Source organism: Chroococcus sp. FPU101 (assembly GCF_017312365.1).
In the GTDB taxonomy this organism is placed as follows: Bacteria; Cyanobacteriota; Cyanobacteriia; order Cyanobacteriales; family Microcystaceae; genus Chroococcus.
This window is the reverse complement of record NZ_BLJI01000023.1, coordinates 56,109-76,153: the sequence shown is the minus strand read 5'-3', so window position 1 is coordinate 76,153 and position 20,045 is coordinate 56,109. Positions and strand designations below refer to the sequence as shown.

The window sequence follows — 20,045 nt, the reverse complement described above, 5'->3', positions numbered from 1 at the left end:
CATTTAATGAATTGGTATTAACCATTAGTCAAGATATAAGTTATTTAGAACAATTCATCAAGTTGCATGAGCTAAGAAACACCGATTTAGAGCATCTTGTAATTATTAATCAAGTGAGTTGGGAACAATATGAAGCTTTTTTAGAAAAATTAGGCGATCGTCCAGGAATTTATGTAACTTATTTAGAGGGAAGTTTAGAAATTATGTCACCAAGCCGCCGTCATGAATTAAGTAAAAAACTCATGGGAATTTTATTGGAAGCACATTTCTTAGAGTTTGGAATACGTTTTTATGCTCTCGGCTCAACAACGTTTCGTTCTGACTTAACTAAAAAAGGAATCGAACCTGATGAGTGTTATTGTATCGGTACTAATAAAGAAATCCCCGATTTAGCGATAGAAATTGTTTTGACCAGTGGGGGAGTTAATTCATTAAAAGTTTACAAAGATTTAGGTGTACCTGAAGTATGGTTTGGTTTTGGCAAAAAGGAAGTTTGTTCGTCTTTTCTCTACAAAATGGGGAATATATCCAAGTTACCCACAGTCAACTATTGCCCAACTTAGATCTAAATTTATTAGCCAGTTATATTGATGCGGATGATCCTTTTGATGCTTTAACAGAGTTTCGGCAAAAAATCAAGAATAGTCAATAGTCAATTCTGATGATTGTAAATTTTAGTGTTCACTCCTAGAATGTAAACTTTTTTAAATAATGTTGTTAAGCTGTATTGCAACTGGTGGAATTTGGAACATACAGGCTCTTGAGTCGTGGTACGATGCAATCCGTACTCGCAGAACGTGTATTTAGGAGAAAGCCTGAGTGTTAAGGGTTGCTGTTGTTGGTTCAGGGCCTGCCGGATCTTCGGCGGCAGAAACGTTAGCCAAAGCTGGTATCGAAACCTATTTATTTGAGCGCAAGCTAGATAATGCTAAGCCTTGCGGTGGTGCCATTCCACTTTGTATGGTTAGTGAATTTGACCTACCAGACGAAATCATTGATCGTCGCGTGAGAAACATGAAAATGATCTCACCTTCTAATATTGAAGTTGATATTAATTTAGATCGACAAGACGAATACATCGGAATGTGTCGCCGTGAAGTCCTAGACGGATTTATGCGCGATCGCGCTGCTAAACTCGGTGCTAAACTGATCAACGGTACCGTCTATCAATTAGATATTCCAAGTAATAATACTGATCCTTACACCCTTCATTACGCTGATCACTCTAATGGCGATGCTCAAGGCGTGATGAAAACTCTTAAAGTAGATGTTGTCATTGGTGCAGATGGGGCAAATTCTCGTATTGCTAAAGCCATCGATGCGGGTGACTATAACTATGCGATCGCTTTCCAAGAACGCATCCGTCTACCCGAAGACAAAATGGCCTACTATGAAAACTTAGCTGAAATGTATGTTGGTACAGATGTATCACCAGATTTCTACGCTTGGGTTTTCCCGAAATACGATCACGTAGCTGTCGGAACGGGAACCATGAAGGTCAACAAAACCATGATCAAAGACCTCCAAGCGGGTATCCGTCAACGTGCAGCCCGTAAACTCGAAGGCGGTCAAATTATTAAAGTCGAAGCACATCCTATTCCCGAACATCCTCGCCCCCGTCGCGTCGTTGGTCGTGTTGCCCTTGTTGGAGATGCCGCAGGAACCGTCACTAAATCTTCTGGTGAAGGGATCTATTTTGCTGCAAAATCAGCCCGTATGTGTGCAGAAACCCTAGTAGAAGTCACTAATGGCGGTCAACGTATTCCTACTGAAGATGATCTTAAACTTTATATCAAACGTTGGGATAAACAGTACGGTATGACCTATTTGGTACTAGATCTATTACAACGGGTCTTCTATCGGACAGATGCAACACGGGAAGCCTTTGTAGAAATGTGTGCTGATAAGGATGTACAACGTTTGACCTTCGATAGTTACCTTTATAAAACCGTTGTTCCTGCTAACCCACTAATTCAAATGAAGATTACCGCAAAAACGATCGGTAGTCTACTGCGGGGAAGTGCTTTAGCACCCTAATTCAGTAATTAGTCAATAATAATTGTAGGGGTTTGGTAACCAAACCCTTTTTTAGTCGATTTTACCGTAGCATTTCTTCTCGTTTTCTGAGTTCATCTAAAAATTCAATGGTCACAGCTTCTAATTGTCTTTCACTGATAGGTTCTGCGAATTTATCGAAAGGATTATAATCAACAACATAATCACCTGATTGAACACCCAAAGGTTCTAAATGCTTCCCTTTTAATTCTTTGTGTAAAATTGGAAATTTTTTATTTTCCGATTTCAACTGTCCAATAAACCAAAAAACATCGCCCTCTTTATCCTTTTCATTTCCTGCGATCGTATCTTTATCAAAAGAGATTAAACCCGTTAATTGGAATAATTGACTACCTTCAACAAAACATTTAGTTTGAGCATTGGTTGGCAATACTCCCCACCCTTTGTAATCAAGAAACTTAGCAATAAAAGCTAAGGGTTTAGGGATGGCACTTTGAGTATCACTAATATCAGGTGCAATTAATAAAGAAGGTTGACCTTTAATTGAGCGTTGTTCAAGGGGAATCATATTAACTGAGTCTTCAATTCTCATCAGCATTCCTGCTTTTTTATCTTTAGCACATTGCGTTAAAATATTTTCCCATTTTTCGCCACTAAAAAATTCTAATAAAGTAATATATTTACATCCTAAACTATGACCAATCCAGAAATATTTCTGAGGATTGCGATAAATTTCTGCATCATAATTACCTTGCTCAGTACGGTTGTAATAATCGGCTAATTTCACCATTTCTTCTCTAAGGGTGATTTGTTCTTTTAATAAACTAATGGCAATTGGCCAATGGCGAAATCCAAAGCGAAACGGCATTGCTACTATGGTATATCCTTCATCAAATAATTTTTCAAAAAAATATGGATAAAACAAAGTCGGAAAAGTACCAAAAAAAGCTCCCCCGATAAATAATATTACACCTTTTGGCTGCGGATGAAGGGCAACCCAACTAAAAGAGATTGGTTTAAACTTAAAAGTAGGTTTCATGGTTTTATGTCTCATCCAAAAAATTATATAAAATGATTAGATAAGCCTTTATTTACTAATTTACTTATAAATTAAGGCTTATTTTGTTAATTAGAGATTAGCTCTTGTTTAGAGCATTATTAATGAAATGAAAGTTCAAAAAGTGAACCACCATGCGCTGTAGGCAATGAATAGGCTATTTGATCGAGTTGAACTGCATCCTGTGTTAAATCTGTATAAAATGTTCCTCGATGTTCTGGTGTTAGAAGCAATTTAGCAGCATTATAACCCGTAGAAAGAGAGGAGATAAAGACTTCGACATAGCCTCGTACCTCAAATTGTTTATTACCTAATAATAAATCAGTGTTAAGAATATTAGGCTGTATCAGAAATAAGCCAGTATCACTAGCTGGTATTTTTCGCGTAAATCGAATTTTATTTTGCGCTAAATCAGGTTCAACATCAGGTAACTCAAATATATTAGATTCATCGACATCAATAAAACCTAGAAGATCCGCCATCACTGCAATAGGAGGATTAGTAACAATAGTAAAAACAAAAGATAGTGTTACATCAAAAGCATTTAGATTACTAATTGTTAGAAAATAACCTTGAATAACAGTACGCGAAAGTTTCTCAACTTCTGGAGGAAAAGTAGCCCCAGGAGGAAGATTCATGATATCCATTTCTCTAGGAAGCTGTCGTTTAACCAAAAGTTCAAAAGTCGAAACAAGCATATTTTTGATCCTCGATTGAGCTTAATTTTTTAGATTAAATTCAATCTATTCCTAAAATTGAGTAGCGTCCTCCTAAGTTTAGGCACTTAAACAAGAACTTAAGAAAAATCTGAATTACAGTAGGTTAAACTTAAAATCTTCCTAGCCTCCTTTAGATAGACAAGGATTTTTCGCTTAGGCAATGGGTAGGTAAACACTTTTAATCTTTAGTACGAATTCGTTATTTTTAAGCTACTTATATTTGAAGACTGTTCTTTGTGGCTAGAGACGGAGGTTAGTAAAGTTTATATTGGTTTAACTAGAGAGAAGAGGCTAAACCGAGTTTGATAATGCTCAATGAGTTTAGCCTGAAATTTACACTTTAAAAGTTATACCTATGTTCTATCACACTAAGAGACTACAATACTACACCCCCCCCCAACAGCCCGATCCCATTTACGCTAAAAAAATGCAAGAACTGATTGGCGGGGTTTTTGGTGAAATGACTGTGATGATGCAGTATTTATTTCAAGGCTGGAACTGTCGCGGCCCTGCCAAGTATCGTGATATGCTGCTAGATATCGGTACCGAAGAAATTGGCCACATCGAAATTCTTGCTACCTTAATCGCTCAACTGTTGGAGAATGCACCGATAAAAATGCAAGAAGATGGCGCACAAGATCCAATTGTTGCATCAGTTCTCGGTGGTAATAAAACGCAAGATGTGATTCAAGATATTTTCGCCAGCGCAATGAATCCTCAGCATCTCATTGTATCTGGATTAGGAGCGACAACCAGTGATAGTGTTGGTTTCCCTTGGAATGGTCGCTTTATCGTTAGTAGTGGTAACCTTCTTGCCGATTTTCGTTCTAATCTTCATGCAGAGACTCAAGGACGTTTACAAGCAGTACGATTGTATGAAATGAGCAATGACCCAGGAGTTAAAGACACCTTGAGTTTTTTAATTGCTCGTGATACGATGCACCAAAACCAATGGCTTGCTGCACTAGAAGATCTAGAAGCATCAGGACTAGAAAGTACACCTGTACCTAGCTCCTTCCCACAAGAATTAGAAAAATCGGAAGTTGCTTATCAGTTTTGGAATAATTCAGATGGAACTGAAAGTTCTGAGGGACGTTGGGCAAAAGGCCCCTCACCTGATGGTAAAGGAGAGTTTGAATATTTAGCCGATCCTAAACCATTAGGCACCGAAGTTGAACCACCTCAGCCAGATCCTCGATTACATGGCACTCCGAAAGCTCGATCTTAATAGAATGGGTGGAGAGGGAACATTAACCCGCGACTTTTAAAAGTCGCCCCTCTCTACAATTTTCAAAGTGTCATAAACCTAATGTACTTGCATGATCAAAGAAGTTACAATAGTAGCTACATCATCAAGCACGCCTCATGAGTAGCCATCAGTCGATTCAACATATCCAAAATATCAGTAAGCAACTGACCATCTTACAAAATAGTATGGATGATCTACCTCCTCAACAACAGGAACAGATTAGGACAATTTTGGATACTATGGTTACGGCTCTGTCGAATCTGCAACTTAGCTATGAGGAGATGCTATCGATTTTAGAAGCATCAGAAATTGTCGAAGAAGAGATGCTCACTAAACATCAGCAAACACTCGCAGCATACCAACATTATTACAATCTGTTTCAGCTTTCACCGATGGCTTCTTGCGTTACCGATGCCAATGGATTAATCATCGAAGCTAACCCAACATTTTGCCAGCTTCTCAATATTTCCCCAACTTATTTAATCGGTAAACCGCTTGCAGTTTATGTGATACCTGCGCAGCGTCCATATTTTCGCACTTTACTAAACCAGCTTGCTCAAATGGAAGGAGTGCAGACTTGGGAAATAGAACTCTGTCCCCGCAAAAAAGAGCCATTTATTGCCTTGTTCAAAACGATGGTAATTCGCAATGAATTCGATAAAGTTGAGGGTTTGTGGGTTAGTGTTCATGATATTAGTCAGTACAAACAAACCGTTACACCAAGCCTGCCAACATCTCAACTGCCACACGCTCTAGATGGTTTACGGGTTCTGGTGGTGGACGATGAAGCTGATGCCCGTGAATTTATTACGGCTGTCCTAGAATCACAGGGAGTAAGTGTCACAGCCGTCGATAATGCAGTTGCAGCATTAGATATCTTAGAGCAACTTCATCCAGATGTTTTAGTGAGCGATATTCGGATGCCTGATTACGATGGATATAACCTCATTAAAAAAGTGCGGTCATTAGAAGCAAAAAAAGGCTGGCATATTCCAGCAGCAGCCCTCACCTCTTATGTAGTTGAAGATCGAGAAAAAGCCCTTGGCGCAGGATTTGAGTCTCATTTGCATAAACTTGCACAACCATCGGAATTAGTTGATCTGATTGCTCGGTTGGCAGGTCGAAAATCTCCAGATTAATTAAGATGGTTTATAGAGATCAATTGTTCTGATCAATCATTAATTAAGTTCGATGCCAAAACCCAAACCCGTTACATTAAATGATGTAATTATTACCGATGAATTATTGAAGCGATCGCACCGTTTTGCCAACTTAGAGGCAGAAAATCAGGCGATGCACATCCTGATACGGCAAATGGTGAATCAGCCTGAAATCATGCTACAAAGCCTTGTCAAAATGGCACTTGAACTATGCTCGGCAGGAACGGCAGGTGTTAGCCTCATTGAAGTGCTACCGACGGGTATAAAAGTTTTTCGTTGGGTGGCACTCGCGGGAGCCTTAGAACAGTATGAAGGTGACACAACGCCTATTGATTTTAGCCCCTGCGGAGTGTGTTTAGAACGCAATAGTCCTCAGCTTTATTCCTATCCCGAACGATATTTTACCTATTTTCAAGTAGCTAGACCCGTTATTGTTGAAGGTTTGGTGCTACCCCTGATAGCTAATCATCAGTCTCTTGGCACACTCTGGATTTTATCTCATGATGAACAGCAACGCTTTGACTCGGAAGATGTGCGGGTGATGACCAGTTTAGCTGACTTTACAGCAACTACTCTCCTTTTAAATCAGCGACAAACTCAAGAATTACTGTCCGCAAATCTTGCTTTAGAGGCTAGAATCATCAAGCATCAAAAAGTTGAAGCGGCTTTGCGCGAATCAGAAAAACGTCTACAACAAGCGATCGCTATTGAAACGGTTAGTGTAATTTTCTTTAGAACCAATGGTAGCATTACCAAATCTAACGATACTTTTTTAAAAATGAGTGGTTACAGTCGTGAAGATTTAGTGGCAGGGCGGATACGCTGGGACAAAATGACACCTCCTGAGTTCATGCCCCAAACCCAGCAAGCGATCCAAGAGATTTTAACTCAAGGGCGGACAATTCCATATGAAAAACAATATATCCGTAAAGATGGTTCGCGCTGGTGGGGTTTGTTTGCAGCATCCCAACTTAATGATGATGAAGCTGTAGAATATATTATTGATATCACTGAGAATAAACGAGCCGAGGAATTGCTTCGGACTAGCGAGGAACGGCTTCGGCTGGCTTCCTATGCGGCTAATTTCGGTACATATGATTTCGATCCGCAGACGGGTCAATGTCAATGGTCTTCTATTTTAAAGTCAATGCACGGCTTGGATGAGAATGTAGAAATTACCTTTGAGCAATTGCCGAAATATATTCACCCTGATGATCACAAGCGCATCTTTAACCTATTTAGTCAATATCTTAGTCCCGACGCACCAGGCCCTTATGAGCATGAATTTCGGATGGTTCGGACGGATGGTACAGTACGTTGGGTGATTGATAAAGGTTGTGTCTTTTTTACGGGTGAGGGGCAACAACGCCGCGCTAATCGGGTTATCGGCGTGATTCTCGATATTACTGAGCGCAAACAAGCCGAAGTAGAGCGTAATCAACTTTCTTTTGAACAAGCGGCCCGTCTTGAAGCAGAACGAGCCAGCCAGATGAAAGATGAGTTTTTAGCGATGATTTCCCATGAACTTCAGTCGCCCCTAGTTGCGATTCTTGGTTGGTCACGGTTACTGCGAACTCAGCCTCCGAGTCCGATGTTGTTAATGAGATCTTTAGAAACAATTGAACGGAATGCCTGTGTACAAGCTAAACTCATCTCAGATTTGCTTGATCTTTCTCGGATCACGGCAGGGAAAATAGGGCTTAATTTACAGCCTGTTGAACTCAAATCGTTGATTGAAACGGTGGTTAGATCGGCTCGGCAATTGGTCGCCGTCGAACAACAGAACTTGATCAAGTGGGAGAAAATGCCAGAAAATGTTTTAGTATTAGGCGATCAGGATCGACTTCAGCAAATACTTTCTAATCTGCTGACTAATGCAATTAAATTTACGCCAGAGTTAGGCAGTATTAGTGTTAAACTTTCAGTTATTAAAAGTCTGGATGTCGTTGATTTTTCTTGCGCTGAAATATCGATTACAGACACGGGAATTGGCATCAGTGCTGAATTTTTGCCTCATGTCTTTGATCGTTTCCGTCAAGCCCAATCCGATTCATCGGGTGGACTGGGGTTAGGATTAGCGATCGCTCGCTACTTGGTCGAACTTCACAAAGGAACGATTCATGTTGAAAGTTTAGGAGAAGGACAAGGCGCAACTTTTAAGGTCAGGCTACCGCTTTTAAATGATGAGTGTGATGTCAACAAAGAAGATGTGCTATGAATCTATCTCAAGCCAATCAAGAATTAGACATTTTATTAAATTACCTTAAGAATAGTCGAGGTTGTGATTTAACAGGCTATAAACGCTCCTCCTTGATGCGGCGGTTTCAAGCCAGAATGCTGCAATTGAAAATTGATAACTATCAAGATTACTTAGAATATTTACAGAACAATTCAGAAGAATGGCTAACGCTGCTCAATACTGTTTTAATTAACTATACTGGTTTTTTCCGTGATCCAGAATCTTGGGAATACTTGGCAACGGAAATCATTCCCCAAATCATCGTCAGCAAACAGTCTGATGAACCGATCCGAGTCTGGAGTGCGGGGTGTTCTTCTGGTAAAGAAGTGTATAGTCTTGTGATGCTATGGGCGGAAATATTAGGGATTGAATCTTGTTTAAAGCGAGTTCAGTTTTACGCGACGGATGTCGATGAAGAAGCCATTCAACAAGCACGACAAGCAACTTATCCAAGCACCCCCGTTCGAGAGTTACCGCTCAATGATGAGCCAACATTAGTGATGTCAACAGCACTCGGCTATGCCGAGAACGCACACCAGCAGCACGCCACAGAATTAACAGGTCTTTCACCCTATCTGCTTGAAAAATATTTTCACCATGACAAACAAGGCTATACATTTAATCTACAACTACGCCGCACAATTATTTTTGCTCGTCATGATTTGATGAAAAATGCGCCTATATCAAAGATCGATTTGCTGGTTTGTCGCAATGTTTTAATCTATTTCACACCAGAGTATCAAGCAACTATTTTTGTCCGCTTTCATTTTGCACTCAAAGACACGGGTTTTCTTTTTCTGGGGAAAGCAGAATCGATCTTTAATAATAGACCTATTTTTACGCCAGTTAGTTTTAAACACCGCATTTATGCCAAAGGTTTAGATCTAGAACTCAATGATCACTTGTTAATTAATCCTAAACTACACGGCTCAAGAAGTAAGGAACGGCTAGACATTAAGAACTCTTTTTGGCAAACGGCATTCGAGATGAATCCTTTGGCTCAAATTGCAATTAATCTCAATGAGCGTTTAGTTAGTACGAACGAATCAGCTAATGTGCTATTTAGCTTAACTTTAAATGATTGGAACCTTCCTTTTAATCAACTCGAACCGGGGAAGTTAGTCGGAGAAATGAAAACGTTCTATGAAAATCCTCATCGAGTCACTTTAACTGATGTCGAATGGAGTACTGCTACAGACACAAAGTATCTTGATATTTCGATCGTACCTGTCTACGACAAGAAAAAGACTTTGCTCGGAGCCATTTTGATATTCAGTGAAAAAAAATCATAAGTTTGAAAATTTGTCAATAACATTTAACATAATTTTACATTTCTCGATCAAAACCGAATTGCTCCCGTATCCTTGCATTAAAATATTGTCCTTTTGAGGGTGCATCTTTTAATTCTTGGAAGATATTTTCTGGCACATCATGATACAAATAGATTGAACCGTTAGGAAATTCAATTTTTAGGATTTTTTTTTCTGCATCGTAATCAAACGATTTAATCGATGAACTCTGGTTTTTGAGTAATGGGAAAGCAATGACATCGCGGATACTTGCAGAGTCGGTGAGTAACATGATTAGGCGATCAATCCCAATTCCTAAACCACCTGTTGGGGGCATTCCATATTCTAGGGCAATCAGAAAATCTTCATCAACACTTTGCGCCTCTAGATCCCCTGCGGCTTTTTTCGCTGCTTGTAATTCTAGTCTTTCTCGTTGATCAATGGGATCGGTTAACTCAGAAAAACTATTGGCTAACTCTCTTCCCACGACATATAATTCAAAACGTTCCACTAATCCCGCTTTTTCTCGATGGGGTTTAGCCAGTGGTGAGATTTCGACAGGGAAATCGATGACGAATGTGGGCTGTATTAGGCTTTCTTCAACCTTTTGTTCAAAAGCTTCACTTAATAGCTTTCCGATGGTTTTGCAGTCATCAGGGACGTTAATCGAAGCATTTTTCGCAGCGGATGCAGCCTCTTCAAAGTTGCTGAATTGGGTGAGATCCAATCCTGTTTTTTCGGTGACTAATTCGTGCATCGTCACCCGTCGCCAAGGGGGAGTTAGATCGATTTCTTGGTTTTGGTAAGATAATTTTAGGGTTCCTAGAACGTCTTGGGCGGCTTTAGTAATAATATTTTCGGTTAAGACCATCATATCTTGATAGTCGGCATAGGCTTGATAGATTTCAATCGAGGTAAATTCTGGGTTATGTCTTGTCGAAACCCCTTCATTGCGGAAAATGCGCCCTAACTCGAATACTTTTTCAAACCCACCAACAATTAACCGTTCAGGTGTAATTCGGTTGCAATTCGTAGATACAGATCCATCTCTAGGGTATTATGATACGTGACGAAGGGACGTGCATCAGCCCCACCCGCTTCGCTTTGTAATACTGGTGTTTCAATTTCGATAAAACCTTGTTCATCGAGATAACGACGGATAGATGCAGTAATTTGGGCGCGTCGTCGGAAGGTTTGACGGACTTCAGGATTTACAATTAGATCAACATAACGCTGACGATAGCGTTTTTCAGTATCAGTTAAACCATGCCATTTATCGGGTAGCGGTAACAAAGACTTCGTTAAAATGGCATATTCATTAACAACGATGGATAGTTCACCTTTTTCGGTACGTTTAATCGTTCCCTTTGCCCCTAGTATATCGCCTGTATCCGTTAGCTTCGTTATTGTATTAAACGCATTGGGTGTATCTGCCATTTTTTCGGTGATGCGTTTTTTGTCTAAATAAAGTTGAATCGTTCCCGTTTCGTCTTGTAGATTAAAGAAAGCCAGTTTACCGAAGATACGACGGGCAATAATGCGCCCCGCGATCGATACTTCTGTTTCGATCTCCTCCCCATTCGCTAGATTAGTATATTGTTCCTGTAACTGTGCCGCATTTTCGGTAACTTCCCACTTATACGCATAGGGCGTAATACCCTGTTGTTTGAGTTGTTCGACTTTTTCTAAACGTGCAGCGCGAATTTCTTCTAAACTAGATCCAGATTTGGGATCGTTTGGGGAGTTTTGAGACGACATCGGTACCTTAGAATAACTATCAGTCTTATTGATTATATCTTGTCAGGCTCAGACGCGATCGGGTTACGAGTCCCAATCACAGCAATAGCAACACCAAAGAGCAAAATAAAGCCCCCCAAAAGCACGATATTTGATGGTATTTCCCCAAAAATCAGATATCCGAAAAAACTTGCGCCGATGGGTTCAAACAAGATAGCCAATGACACCAATATCGGAGAGATCCAACGTATTGCCCAATTAAAGCTAGTATGTCCGATTAATTGGGAGAAAATCGCCATTAAAAAGACATACAGATAAACTTCGTTCGGATATCCTGTATAACGGGTTCCAAACAAAAAGGGTAAAGGGAAAAGTACGATCGCTGCCGCACTATAAGCCACAGTGATATAATGTTTTGTACTTAAACCTTTTCTTTGGGCTTCTCTACCTAAGAGAAAATAAAAACTCACGATCATTGCACCGATTAAAGCCAAGAAATTTCCGAGTAACGGGTTAGAATAATTAGAACTTGCTGCATTGTCCCCAAACGCAACCAACACCCCACCCAAAAAAGCAATCAATATACCAAAAATAGTCGTTTTAGTAATTGTCTCTTTAAACCCGATCCAAGACAAAATAGAGATCCATATCGGGTTAGTTGTAACTAAAACAGTTGATGCAGCGATAGACGTATAAGAAAGTGATGTGATCCACGTTGCGAAATGTAACGCTAGGGTAAATCCTGCTGCTATTGAGTAATAATAGGCATTTCTGGGGACTTTCTGCTGTTTTAAGCTTTTCCAAGTCGGTAAAAGAATCACTGCTGCTATAATTAATCGGGAAGCCGCAAGGAAAAGACTAAAACCGACTCCTTTGATTCGTGCTGTATCGGTAGCAAGACGAATAAAAATAGCCGTCATTGCGATCGCTAAAACACCGATAATTAATATACTTCCAACTTGCCAAACTGAGGGAGTTTTCATTGATGTCTCATTTACCACCTTTAAATACTGATACCATTTGGGCGATTTTAAATAAAGAAATTGATAATCAAACCGTAAATGGTTTAGTTTGGCACTGTTTGGGCTATCGTTATGATGAAGTGAGTCAAACTTGGGATAATAGTAACGTTGCTGAAGAATGGCGAAATGAATATCCCAATCCTCCTGATTTTATCGCTGAACGCCCCCCCACTGTAAAGTTAACTCGTTCTATTCAAAGGGAACATAAACAACTATTAAAAGAGAAATTAGGTTTTAAGGGTTATAAAATTGGTGAATTTAGCCCAATAGAAACCCGTCGCGCAACCGCAGCAAATTGGTTACTCAGTTATATGGAATCTCATTAATTAAATGCTATTTAATTCGGTTGAATTTTTAATTTTTTTGTTAATTGTCTATATTCTTTATCGTTTTTTACCTTTTCGAGGACAAAATGTAATGTTGCTTGTAGCAAGTTACATTTTTTATGGCTGGTGGGATAAACGCTTTTTATTTTTGATTATTTTAACAACGGCGTTAGATTTTTGTTGTAGTTTAGTGATTGAAAGAGGCCGATTAACTTTAAAGGAGCGTTTAATTCCTTGTTTAACAGTTTTTTTAGCAGCTTTTTTCTTTTTATTAATACAATGGCAAGCTGTAACTTTTCAGTTTTTACCTTTCAATTTTTCGATTAAATGGGGTCAACTCTTTCCGCAAAATCAATTATTGTGGCAATTGTTTGGCAGTATTGTACTAATTTTAGGAATTGTTAATTTAATTTATCCTTATTTGGTTCGTTTAATAGATTCTAAGCGTCGCCATGTTGTTTTACTAATTAGCATCTGTGCCAACTTAGGTATTTTATTTTTCTTTAAATATTTTAATTTTTTTATTGGAAGTGCTAAAACTGCCTTATCTGCTTTGGGAATAGAAGCTGATTTTTTTCAACTCAATATCATTTTACCTGTGGGAATATCTTTTTATACTTTTCAAACAATGAGTTATACAATTGATGTTTATAGAAAGTCACTTCAAGCCACAGATCATTTTTTTGATTTTGCTCTCTATTTATCGTTTTTCCCTCAATTAGTAGCAGGGCCAATTGAAAGAGCTTCTGAGTTATTACCCCGCATTTTAAAACCTCGCACTTTAGATTTTGATGAATCAATGAGAGGATTATTTTTAATATTATTTGGATTATTTAAAAAAATTGCGATCGCTGATAGTATAGCCATCTCAGTAAACTCAGTCTATGGTAATACAGGTTATGTTTCTTGGCTAGATGTTGTTCTGGCAACTCTTTTATTTACTTTTCAAATTTACTGTGATTTTTCGGCTTATTCTGATATTGCTAGAGGTGTTGCTAAGTTATTAGGTTTTGAGTTAATGAGAAACTTTAATTTACCTTATTTTTCTCAAACACCTAGTGAATTTTGGCGACGTTGGCATATTAGTTTATCAACTTGGTTGCGAGATTATCTTTATATTCCACTTGGTGGAAATAAGAAGAGTAAAAATAGAACTTATATTAATTTAATGCTCACAATGGTTTTAGGTGGATTATGGCATGGTGCAGCTTGGAATTTTGTTTTATGGGGTTTTTATCATGGGTTCTTACTGTGTATTTATCGAGTTTTAGATATTACATATAGTGAGAAAGTTTTTAATATTAAGTTTTTATTAAAAACGGGAATATTTTTTATATTAACTTTTTATGGTTGGTTGTTATTTAGAGCAAGTTCCTTTGAACAAATTAGCCAATTTACACAAATTTTATTGACCCATTTTGGTGAATTCACTTATACAATACAGAAACCAAGTTTAGCGGGATTAATTGGTTTACCTTTGCTAATATTTTATGAAATTCTAGAATATTTACATAAAAATCCTCGTTTTTATTTGTCCTACCCTTCTTTTATTAGGGGCGCTTTTTATGCTTTGTTAACTTTAGTAATTTTTATGGGAATGAGTAATGCGCCAGAACAATTTATCTATTTTCAATTCTAAGAATAAAATTAAATTTCCTCAAAAAGTAATTAAAGTCATTAAAACTAGCTTTTGGTTTATGTTTTGTTTGGCTTTATTTGATATTGGAATTAATCTTTTATTTCCCTATCCTTCTGATCCACTAAATATTTCACCTGGTCAATTAAATTTATACTTTGACTATGGAAGATCAATCGAAGGGAAAGTTTTTCGACAATTGGGGGAAACAGATGAAAAAAGTTCGCTTTTATCTCAAGCTGGATGGCTACAACCTCAAGACTGGAAAAAATTACCATCTCAACCCGAAAAAAAAGAAAATTTATTAATTGCTTCATACGGAATGTCATTTTCTAATCAAGTTTGTGAAGCAATGAAAAAAATAGATCCTAATTTAACTTTACGCTTAATTGCTGGGCCTGCTGCACCTCCTAATCATTCATTTTCTGCTTATCTTCTAGACCGAAAATACAATCAGGCAAATGTTGTTATTTTTGCTATCTTAGCATCTAGTGTTCAAGGTTTAGATACAATGTCTGGAATGACTTGGGGGGCAGAAGTTCCACCCTCATTTACTTATCCTAAATATCAGATTAAAGAGCAAAAATTAATAGCAATTCAACCTAAAATCAATTCTTTAATAGATCTACGTGAAGCTAAAAAAGAACCTTTAAAAAGGCAAGAATTTATTCAACAACTTCAACAAAATGATCGATTTTATAATTTATTTACTTTTCATCAAAACTTTTTAGATTCATCTTCAATGATTCGCCTAATTCGACGCTCGTTTAGTCAAAATTTTAAATTTTCTGTTAATCGTCGGATTCATACCGAAAAAGGATTTAACTTAGATTGGGAAGGAATCGCTGTTTTAAAATTAATGATACAAGAATTTTCTAAAACGGCTCAAGCTGACGGAAAATTACCAATTGTTTTATTACTAAATGATCAAGGATACGATGATCATCTTTTTCAAGCTCTTAAAACAACATTAGAAGCTGAATCTATTCCTTATGTAAGTACTCATCAAATTGTTTCACCCACTGATCAAAATAATTTCGTCGGTGATGGACATTTTACCCTAGAAGCTAATCAAAAAATTGCTCAGGCTGTTTTCAATGTTATTGAACAAAATCAAAAGTAAATCGGATTACCTTAAATTTAATTTGCGCTCATCTGCGGATAATTCACTCTAACAAATTCTTCAGCCGCCATTCTATCTTTAATCTCTTCATCTAAGGTAGCGCATAATAAACGATCCAAAATCTCTTTAAACTCAGGACTCGGTTTATAACCCATTTTTTTAAGATCATTGCCATCGATAGGGGCTTGTGTTTTTGACCATTTTGTAATGTGTGACCAAATCAGCTGACGGTTTTCGGGATGACTGCGACAAGCGATGATGATTAAAGTGGGAAGTTTGTAACGACGCAATAATAAAACGACTTCACTTTTTTTTAGATTAATCGATAACTGTTCTTGTATCTCCTGTTCTACTGTCCCTAGTTGCTGTAGTCGATCTATACTATCTTTGGGCAATTGTAAGTAATTGGCTATTTTAACTCTTTCCGTTGGATTCAATGATGCAATTAAGACTTCTAAACGCATCAACCAATGTTCTAAATGCTCAGTTGGAGCTAAAATTTTTAACCAACGACTCAGATAACGTAACTGCCATTCTAATTCATCTGTGAGAAGTAAATCCGAATGCAAACATTTTAAGGCTTTTAAATGATCTAATAACTGTATTGCACCTTTCCAATAGGGAGCCGCTAAGATGTATTTTAACTCGGCTTTTAGACGTGTGGTTAAAGCAGGTGCAGGATGATTCGCTTCTCTGAGACGCTCATATATTCCACTCTCGACCGCAAAACGGATATACTCTTGTGTTCTAGCTTCTATCTTAAATCCTAATCGAACAGCAAACCGCACCGCCCGATAAATCCGTGTCGGATCTTCAATAAAACTATTGCTGTGTAATACTTTTATTTGATGGGATCTTAAATCTAACACCCCGCCAAAATAGTCTAATAATTCGCCTTCGGATGGAGACGTTAAACGGACTGCTAAAGCATTAATGGTAAAATCACGACGATACAAGTCTTGTCGAATAGAACTCGCTTCAACTTCAGGGTTAGCAGCAGGATAGGGATAAAATTCGGTTCTCGCAGTCGCAATATCTACCCATAATGAACCCAAATTAGGATCTTTATGCCATAACAAAGCGGCCGTTTGAAACTCTCCATGTATGGATAACTTTGCTTGTGGATAAATTTCTCGTAACCTATTGGCTAATTCTACACCTGCACCCACATCGGCGGATTGATGAAAACCATCAACAACTAAATCAAGATCTTGTAGTAAAAGTGTATTACTTGAACTGGATAACAATAAATCTCGTACTGCCCCACCCACTAAGTATAAATGCCAGCCTCTTTCTTGTGCTGCGGTGGCTGCTTGTTCTAAAAAATGCCAAAGTGTCGGCGCGAGTTTTTCCTGTATTGAAGGAAGAAGACAGGAAAGTAAAGGATTTTCACTGCTTTGATTCGTTACGGACATATCAAGCTGCGCTGTGCGACGACGCAGTCTTGTCCTCTTCTTTTCTCGTTCTTGATACAATTCTCGTAGTACATCAGTACGGGTTACAATTCCCACTAACTGCCCATTTTCGACAACGGGTAAACGCCCTAAATCATAAGTTACCATCAAGGCTTCGATGTCGGATAGGGGAGTATCTGGGGTAATGGTTTTGAGGTTGCGCGTCATGTATGCTTTGACTGGTGCATCACTAAACCCATGATGTAACGCTAAGTCTAAATCTCGTCGAGAAATAATCCCAACTAATTGATCACTTTGGTCTACCACAGAAAGCCCCGAATGTCCATAGCGAAATAAAATTATTTGTGCTTGTTCGATGGTGGTTTCTGGGCGAATGGTACGAACAGGAGATGACATTATCTTTTTTGTGGTGGGCGGTTTATCGGGTTGATGGGTAAAAAAAAATCTTCGTCTAAAATTTGTTTCAATTTCCCCAACTCTGTCAGTTCCTCAATTAAGTTTTCTACGTCTAGCGTATTAAAATCACGATTTTTGAGTGATGCGATCGTATTTTCGAGCCAAATCTGAAAATCTTGGTTATACAGAGTTTCAGTCATATGAGTTACCGAATTGAACTACTTAATTAAATTGTAGTTTAATGTGGATTTAAAAGCCCCTCTACCTGGTTAGAAGAGGGGTTGGGGTGAGGTCACATCTATTTAATAAACAACATTTCTTGATAGGTGGGTAACGGCCATAAATCGTCTGCTATTTCACCTTCTAGAGCATCGACGTATTCGCGTACACTATCCATTAAAGGGCGGATGGTTTTCGCAAGATACTGCATATGTTCTTCAGGAGAATCAAAATCGTGCTGACTTAAGGCTAAACTGAGTTTACTAACCAAGTCCATCATCGATTTAGTGAGTGAGGATACTTTCTCAATACTCTCGGTATCAAAATCAAGTCCTAATTCTTTTAGACTCAGAATTGTGTTAGAAAGTTCAGATAAATAGCGCGTTGCTGCGGGATAAATGGCGGTTTTAGCGATACTAATCACCAATTTAGCCTCTACCTCTATTGATTTAATATATTGCTCGGAATAGGTTTCAAACCGACTAGCGAGTTCAACTGGAGAAAGAACGCCCATTTTATTGAACAGTTCTTCGATATATTCTTGTTTGAGGACAGGTAACGCATCAGCAGCCGTCCGTAAGTTCGCTAACCCCCGTTCTTCAACTGCCATTTGGTGCCATTCTTTAGAATATCCGTTGCCATTAAAGACCACTGCACCATGTTCATCCATTACTTCTTTGAGTATCTTATGAATGGCGGAATTCAGTTCGCATCCTGCGGCTAACTCAGCTTCTAACTTCAGGGCTATCCAATTTAAAGAATCAGCTAGGATGGTATTCATTGCAACTAGAGGCCCTGCGACAGACTGCCCCGAACCCACTGCACGAAATTCAAAACGGTTTCCTGTAAAGGCAAAAGGTGAGGTACGGTTTCTGTCACCAGGGTCTTTAGCAAATACGGGTAAAGTATCGACACCGATATTCATCACCCCTTTAGTCTTACAACCCGTAACCTCTCCTTGGCGAATTTGCTCAAATACATCTTCTAATTGCGAACCCAAATAGACCGATATAATAGCGGGTGGAGCTTCATTTGCACCCAAACGGTGGTCATTACTTGCCGTCGCAACAACTGCCCGTAACAAAGGGCCATATTTATGTACACCACGAATAACCGCACCACAGAAGACTAAGAATTGTGCATTAGAGTGAGGAGTATCACCTGGATCTAATAGATTTCCCTGAGTAGGATTACCTACCGACCAGTTAACGTGTTTCCCAGAACCATTAATACCTGCGAACGGCTTTTCATGAAGTAGACACACTAAACCATGTTTTTTGGCGGTGTTGCGTAGGATAGTCATCAGTAATTGTTGATGATCGGTTGCCACGTTGGCCGCCTCAAAAAATGGGGCGATTTCAAACTGTCCTGGGGCAACTTCGTTATGTCGGGTTTTCGCTGGAATGCCCAACCGATACAAACGTTCTTCTACATCCTGCATATAGACTTGAACTCGTTCGGGAATGGCACCAAAATAATGGTCATCAAATTGTTGACCTTTGGCCGAAGGTTTCCCAAATAGGGTACGACCTGCTAGTAATAAGTCTGGACGGCTATTCGCAAAGTTAGCATCGACTAAAAAGTATTCTTGTTCTGCACCACAACTCGAATTAACAGGTGCAACGTTTTGGTTTCCAAGCAGTTTCAACACTTTAGTAGCGGCTTTGTTCATCGCTGCATTAGAACGCAAGAGAGGTGTTTTTTTATCTAATGCTTCACCTGTCCATGAGACGAAAACCGTAGGAATACAAAGGGTTGAACCGTTATCAGTTTCCATGATAAACGCAGGGCTAGTGACATCCCAAGCGGTATAGCCTCGCGCTTCAAAGGTAGAACGAATACCACCATTAGGGAAAGAGGAACCATCGGGTTCGCCCTGTACTAATAATTTTCCTGTAAATTCAGAGATAACTGAGCCATCACTTTGTACTGAAACAAAACCATCATGCTTTTCTGCGGTGGCATTGGTCAAAGGATAAAAGACGTGAGCATAATATAACGCACCTTTAGAAATCGCCCAATCTTTCATCGCAACGGCGACTACATCGGCAACTGAGCTATCAAGCTGTTCCCCAGATTGAATGGTGTTTTTTAGAGATTTAAAAATGCTTTTAGGGAGACATTCTTGCATTTTACTCAGTGTAAAAACATCTGTAGCCCACAATTCCTCTAATTTTTTGGGAGCTTTTGGGGGCATCGGCTCACGATTGGTAATCTGATAAATTGCTTGAACTCGTGACTCATTTCCACTCACGGCTATTACCTCTACTGATGTTTTTTAGTCAATCAATCATACTGGAGACAGATTTCCAAAATAGGTAAAAAAGATACCAACTTAAAGTGACAAAGATGTATTTAACTCGTTTTTTGGGGGTGGCTAATAGGTGTATATCTTTACTAAAACTCAGGATTGAGCGTCGTCAAGTCCGATCAAATCAACAT

At 38.7% G+C, this 20,045-nt stretch carries 13 protein-coding genes and 3 pseudogenes; 9 read left to right on the top strand and 7 right to left on the bottom strand.

All coding sequences use genetic code 11. From position 1 onward, the window contains the following. Together CFPU101_RS17650 and chlP are read left to right on the top strand one after the other, a co-directional pair. Window positions 1-563: Uma2 family endonuclease (locus tag CFPU101_RS17650; protein WP_242578060.1), on the top strand; the 563-nt coding region annotated here is incomplete at its 5' end. A gap of 256 nt (window positions 564-819) precedes the next feature. After that, window positions 820-2,037: a geranylgeranyl reductase gene (gene chlP, locus CFPU101_RS17645; protein WP_206816649.1), complete on the top strand. Its 1,218-nt coding sequence runs from the start codon at window positions 820-822 to the stop codon at window positions 2,035-2,037. 61 nt (window positions 2,038-2,098) lie between these two features. Here the strand turns inward: chlP and CFPU101_RS17640 are convergent, their stop codons facing one another. Both CFPU101_RS17640 and CFPU101_RS17635 read right to left on the bottom strand, forming a co-directional pair. Continuing rightward, window positions 2,099-3,055: a DUF1350 family protein gene (locus tag CFPU101_RS17640; RefSeq protein WP_206816648.1), complete on the bottom strand. Its 957-nt coding sequence runs from the start codon at window positions 3,053-3,055 to the stop codon at window positions 2,099-2,101. 119 nt (window positions 3,056-3,174) lie between these two features. Beyond that, complete coding sequence (locus CFPU101_RS17635; RefSeq protein ID WP_206816647.1) at window positions 3,175-3,771, bottom strand: hypothetical protein; 597 nt, start codon at window positions 3,769-3,771, stop codon at window positions 3,175-3,177. 376 nt (window positions 3,772-4,147) lie between these two features. On the opposite strand from CFPU101_RS17635, the gene CFPU101_RS17630 reads away from it, so the two are divergent. From CFPU101_RS17630 to CFPU101_RS17615, 4 genes are all read left to right on the top strand, one after another. Next, window positions 4,148-5,020 (top strand): manganese catalase family protein, encoded by an 873-nt coding sequence (locus tag CFPU101_RS17630; RefSeq protein WP_206816646.1) that lies wholly within the window; start codon window positions 4,148-4,150, stop codon window positions 5,018-5,020. A gap of 137 nt (window positions 5,021-5,157) precedes the next feature. Then, window positions 5,158-6,180: a response regulator gene (locus CFPU101_RS17625; RefSeq protein ID WP_206816645.1), complete on the top strand. Its 1,023-nt coding sequence runs from the start codon at window positions 5,158-5,160 to the stop codon at window positions 6,178-6,180. A 52-nt stretch (window positions 6,181-6,232) separates the two neighbouring features. Further along, on the top strand, window positions 6,233-8,419 hold the full coding sequence (locus CFPU101_RS17620; RefSeq protein WP_206816644.1) for a GAF domain-containing sensor histidine kinase: 2,187 nt from the start codon (window positions 6,233-6,235) through the stop codon (window positions 8,417-8,419). Further along, entirely contained in the window at window positions 8,416-9,732 is a 1,317-nt protein-coding gene (locus tag CFPU101_RS17615) for a protein-glutamate O-methyltransferase CheR (protein ID WP_206816643.1), read from the top strand. The genes CFPU101_RS17620 and CFPU101_RS17615 overlap by 4 nt, the downstream gene beginning before the upstream one ends. 34 nt (window positions 9,733-9,766) lie before the next feature. Here CFPU101_RS17615 and lysS read toward each other — a convergent pair. Both lysS and CFPU101_RS17605 read right to left on the bottom strand, forming a co-directional pair. Next, a pseudogene (gene lysS, locus CFPU101_RS17610) lies at window positions 9,767-11,487 on the bottom strand (lysine--tRNA ligase). 32 nt (window positions 11,488-11,519) lie between these two features. After that, window positions 11,520-12,449, bottom strand: a complete 930-nt coding sequence (locus CFPU101_RS17605) for a DMT family transporter (protein ID WP_206816642.1) — start codon at window positions 12,447-12,449, stop codon at window positions 11,520-11,522. A gap of 2 nt (window positions 12,450-12,451) precedes the next feature. Here CFPU101_RS17605 and CFPU101_RS17600 point away from each other — a divergent pair, with 2 nt between their 5' ends. The 3 genes from CFPU101_RS17600 to CFPU101_RS17590 are packed head-to-tail and all read left to right on the top strand — an operon-like array spanning window position 12,452 to window position 15,573. Further along, the gene (locus tag CFPU101_RS17600; RefSeq protein WP_206816641.1) at window positions 12,452-12,814 is read left to right on the top strand and encodes a DUF1823 family protein; all 363 of its coding nucleotides are present in this window, start codon (window positions 12,452-12,454) and stop codon (window positions 12,812-12,814) included. Between the two features lie 4 nt (window positions 12,815-12,818). Further along, window positions 12,819-14,453, top strand: a complete 1,635-nt coding sequence (locus CFPU101_RS17595) for an MBOAT family protein (RefSeq protein ID WP_206816640.1) — start codon at window positions 12,819-12,821, stop codon at window positions 14,451-14,453. Then, entirely contained in the window at window positions 14,419-15,573 is a 1,155-nt protein-coding gene (locus CFPU101_RS17590; RefSeq protein WP_206816639.1) for a hypothetical protein, read from the top strand. The genes CFPU101_RS17595 and CFPU101_RS17590 overlap by 35 nt, the downstream gene beginning before the upstream one ends. Window positions 15,574-15,590: 17 nt before the next feature. On the opposite strand, the pseudogene CFPU101_RS17585 reads toward CFPU101_RS17590, so the two are convergent. The 3 genes and pseudogenes from CFPU101_RS17585 to CFPU101_RS17575 form a co-directional block, all read right to left on the bottom strand. Beyond that, window positions 15,591-17,402, bottom strand: a pseudogene (locus CFPU101_RS17585) (CBS domain-containing protein); the annotation flags it as partial. A gap of 53 nt (window positions 17,403-17,455) precedes the next feature. Continuing rightward, a pseudogene (locus tag CFPU101_RS26320) lies at window positions 17,456-17,584 on the bottom strand (DUF29 family protein); the annotation flags it as partial. 98 nt (window positions 17,585-17,682) lie between these two features. Then, complete coding sequence (locus CFPU101_RS17575) at window positions 17,683-19,800, bottom strand: glutamine synthetase III (RefSeq protein WP_206816652.1); 2,118 nt, start codon at window positions 19,798-19,800, stop codon at window positions 17,683-17,685. Window positions 19,801-20,045 lie beyond the last annotated feature (245 nt).

What these genes read in the sequence shown, in the direction of transcription:
- CFPU101_RS17635 (WP_206816647.1), bottom strand. Translation starts at nt 3,771, where the DNA reads ATGCTTGTTTCGACTTTTGAACTTTTGGTTAAACGACAGCTTCCTAGA.
- CFPU101_RS17595 (WP_206816640.1), top strand. Translation starts at nt 12,819, where the DNA reads ATGCTATTTAATTCGGTTGAATTTTTAATTTTTTTGTTAATTGTCTAT.
- CFPU101_RS17625 (WP_206816645.1), top strand. Translation starts at nt 5,158, where the DNA reads ATGAGTAGCCATCAGTCGATTCAACATATCCAAAATATCAGTAAGCAA.
- CFPU101_RS17615 (WP_206816643.1), top strand. Translation starts at nt 8,416, where the DNA reads ATGAATCTATCTCAAGCCAATCAAGAATTAGACATTTTATTAAATTAC.
- CFPU101_RS17590 (WP_206816639.1), top strand. Translation starts at nt 14,419, where the DNA reads ATGCGCCAGAACAATTTATCTATTTTCAATTCTAAGAATAAAATTAAA.
- CFPU101_RS17600 (WP_206816641.1), top strand. Translation starts at nt 12,452, where the DNA reads ATGTCTCATTTACCACCTTTAAATACTGATACCATTTGGGCGATTTTA.
- CFPU101_RS17605 (WP_206816642.1), bottom strand. Translation starts at nt 12,449, where the DNA reads ATGAAAACTCCCTCAGTTTGGCAAGTTGGAAGTATATTAATTATCGGT.
- CFPU101_RS17575 (WP_206816652.1), bottom strand. Translation starts at nt 19,800, where the DNA reads ATGCCCCCAAAAGCTCCCAAAAAATTAGAGGAATTGTGGGCTACAGAT.
- CFPU101_RS17640 (WP_206816648.1), bottom strand. Translation starts at nt 3,055, where the DNA reads ATGAAACCTACTTTTAAGTTTAAACCAATCTCTTTTAGTTGGGTTGCC.
- CFPU101_RS17620 (WP_206816644.1), top strand. Translation starts at nt 6,233, where the DNA reads ATGCCAAAACCCAAACCCGTTACATTAAATGATGTAATTATTACCGAT.
- CFPU101_RS17630 (WP_206816646.1), top strand. Translation starts at nt 4,148, where the DNA reads ATGTTCTATCACACTAAGAGACTACAATACTACACCCCCCCCCAACAG.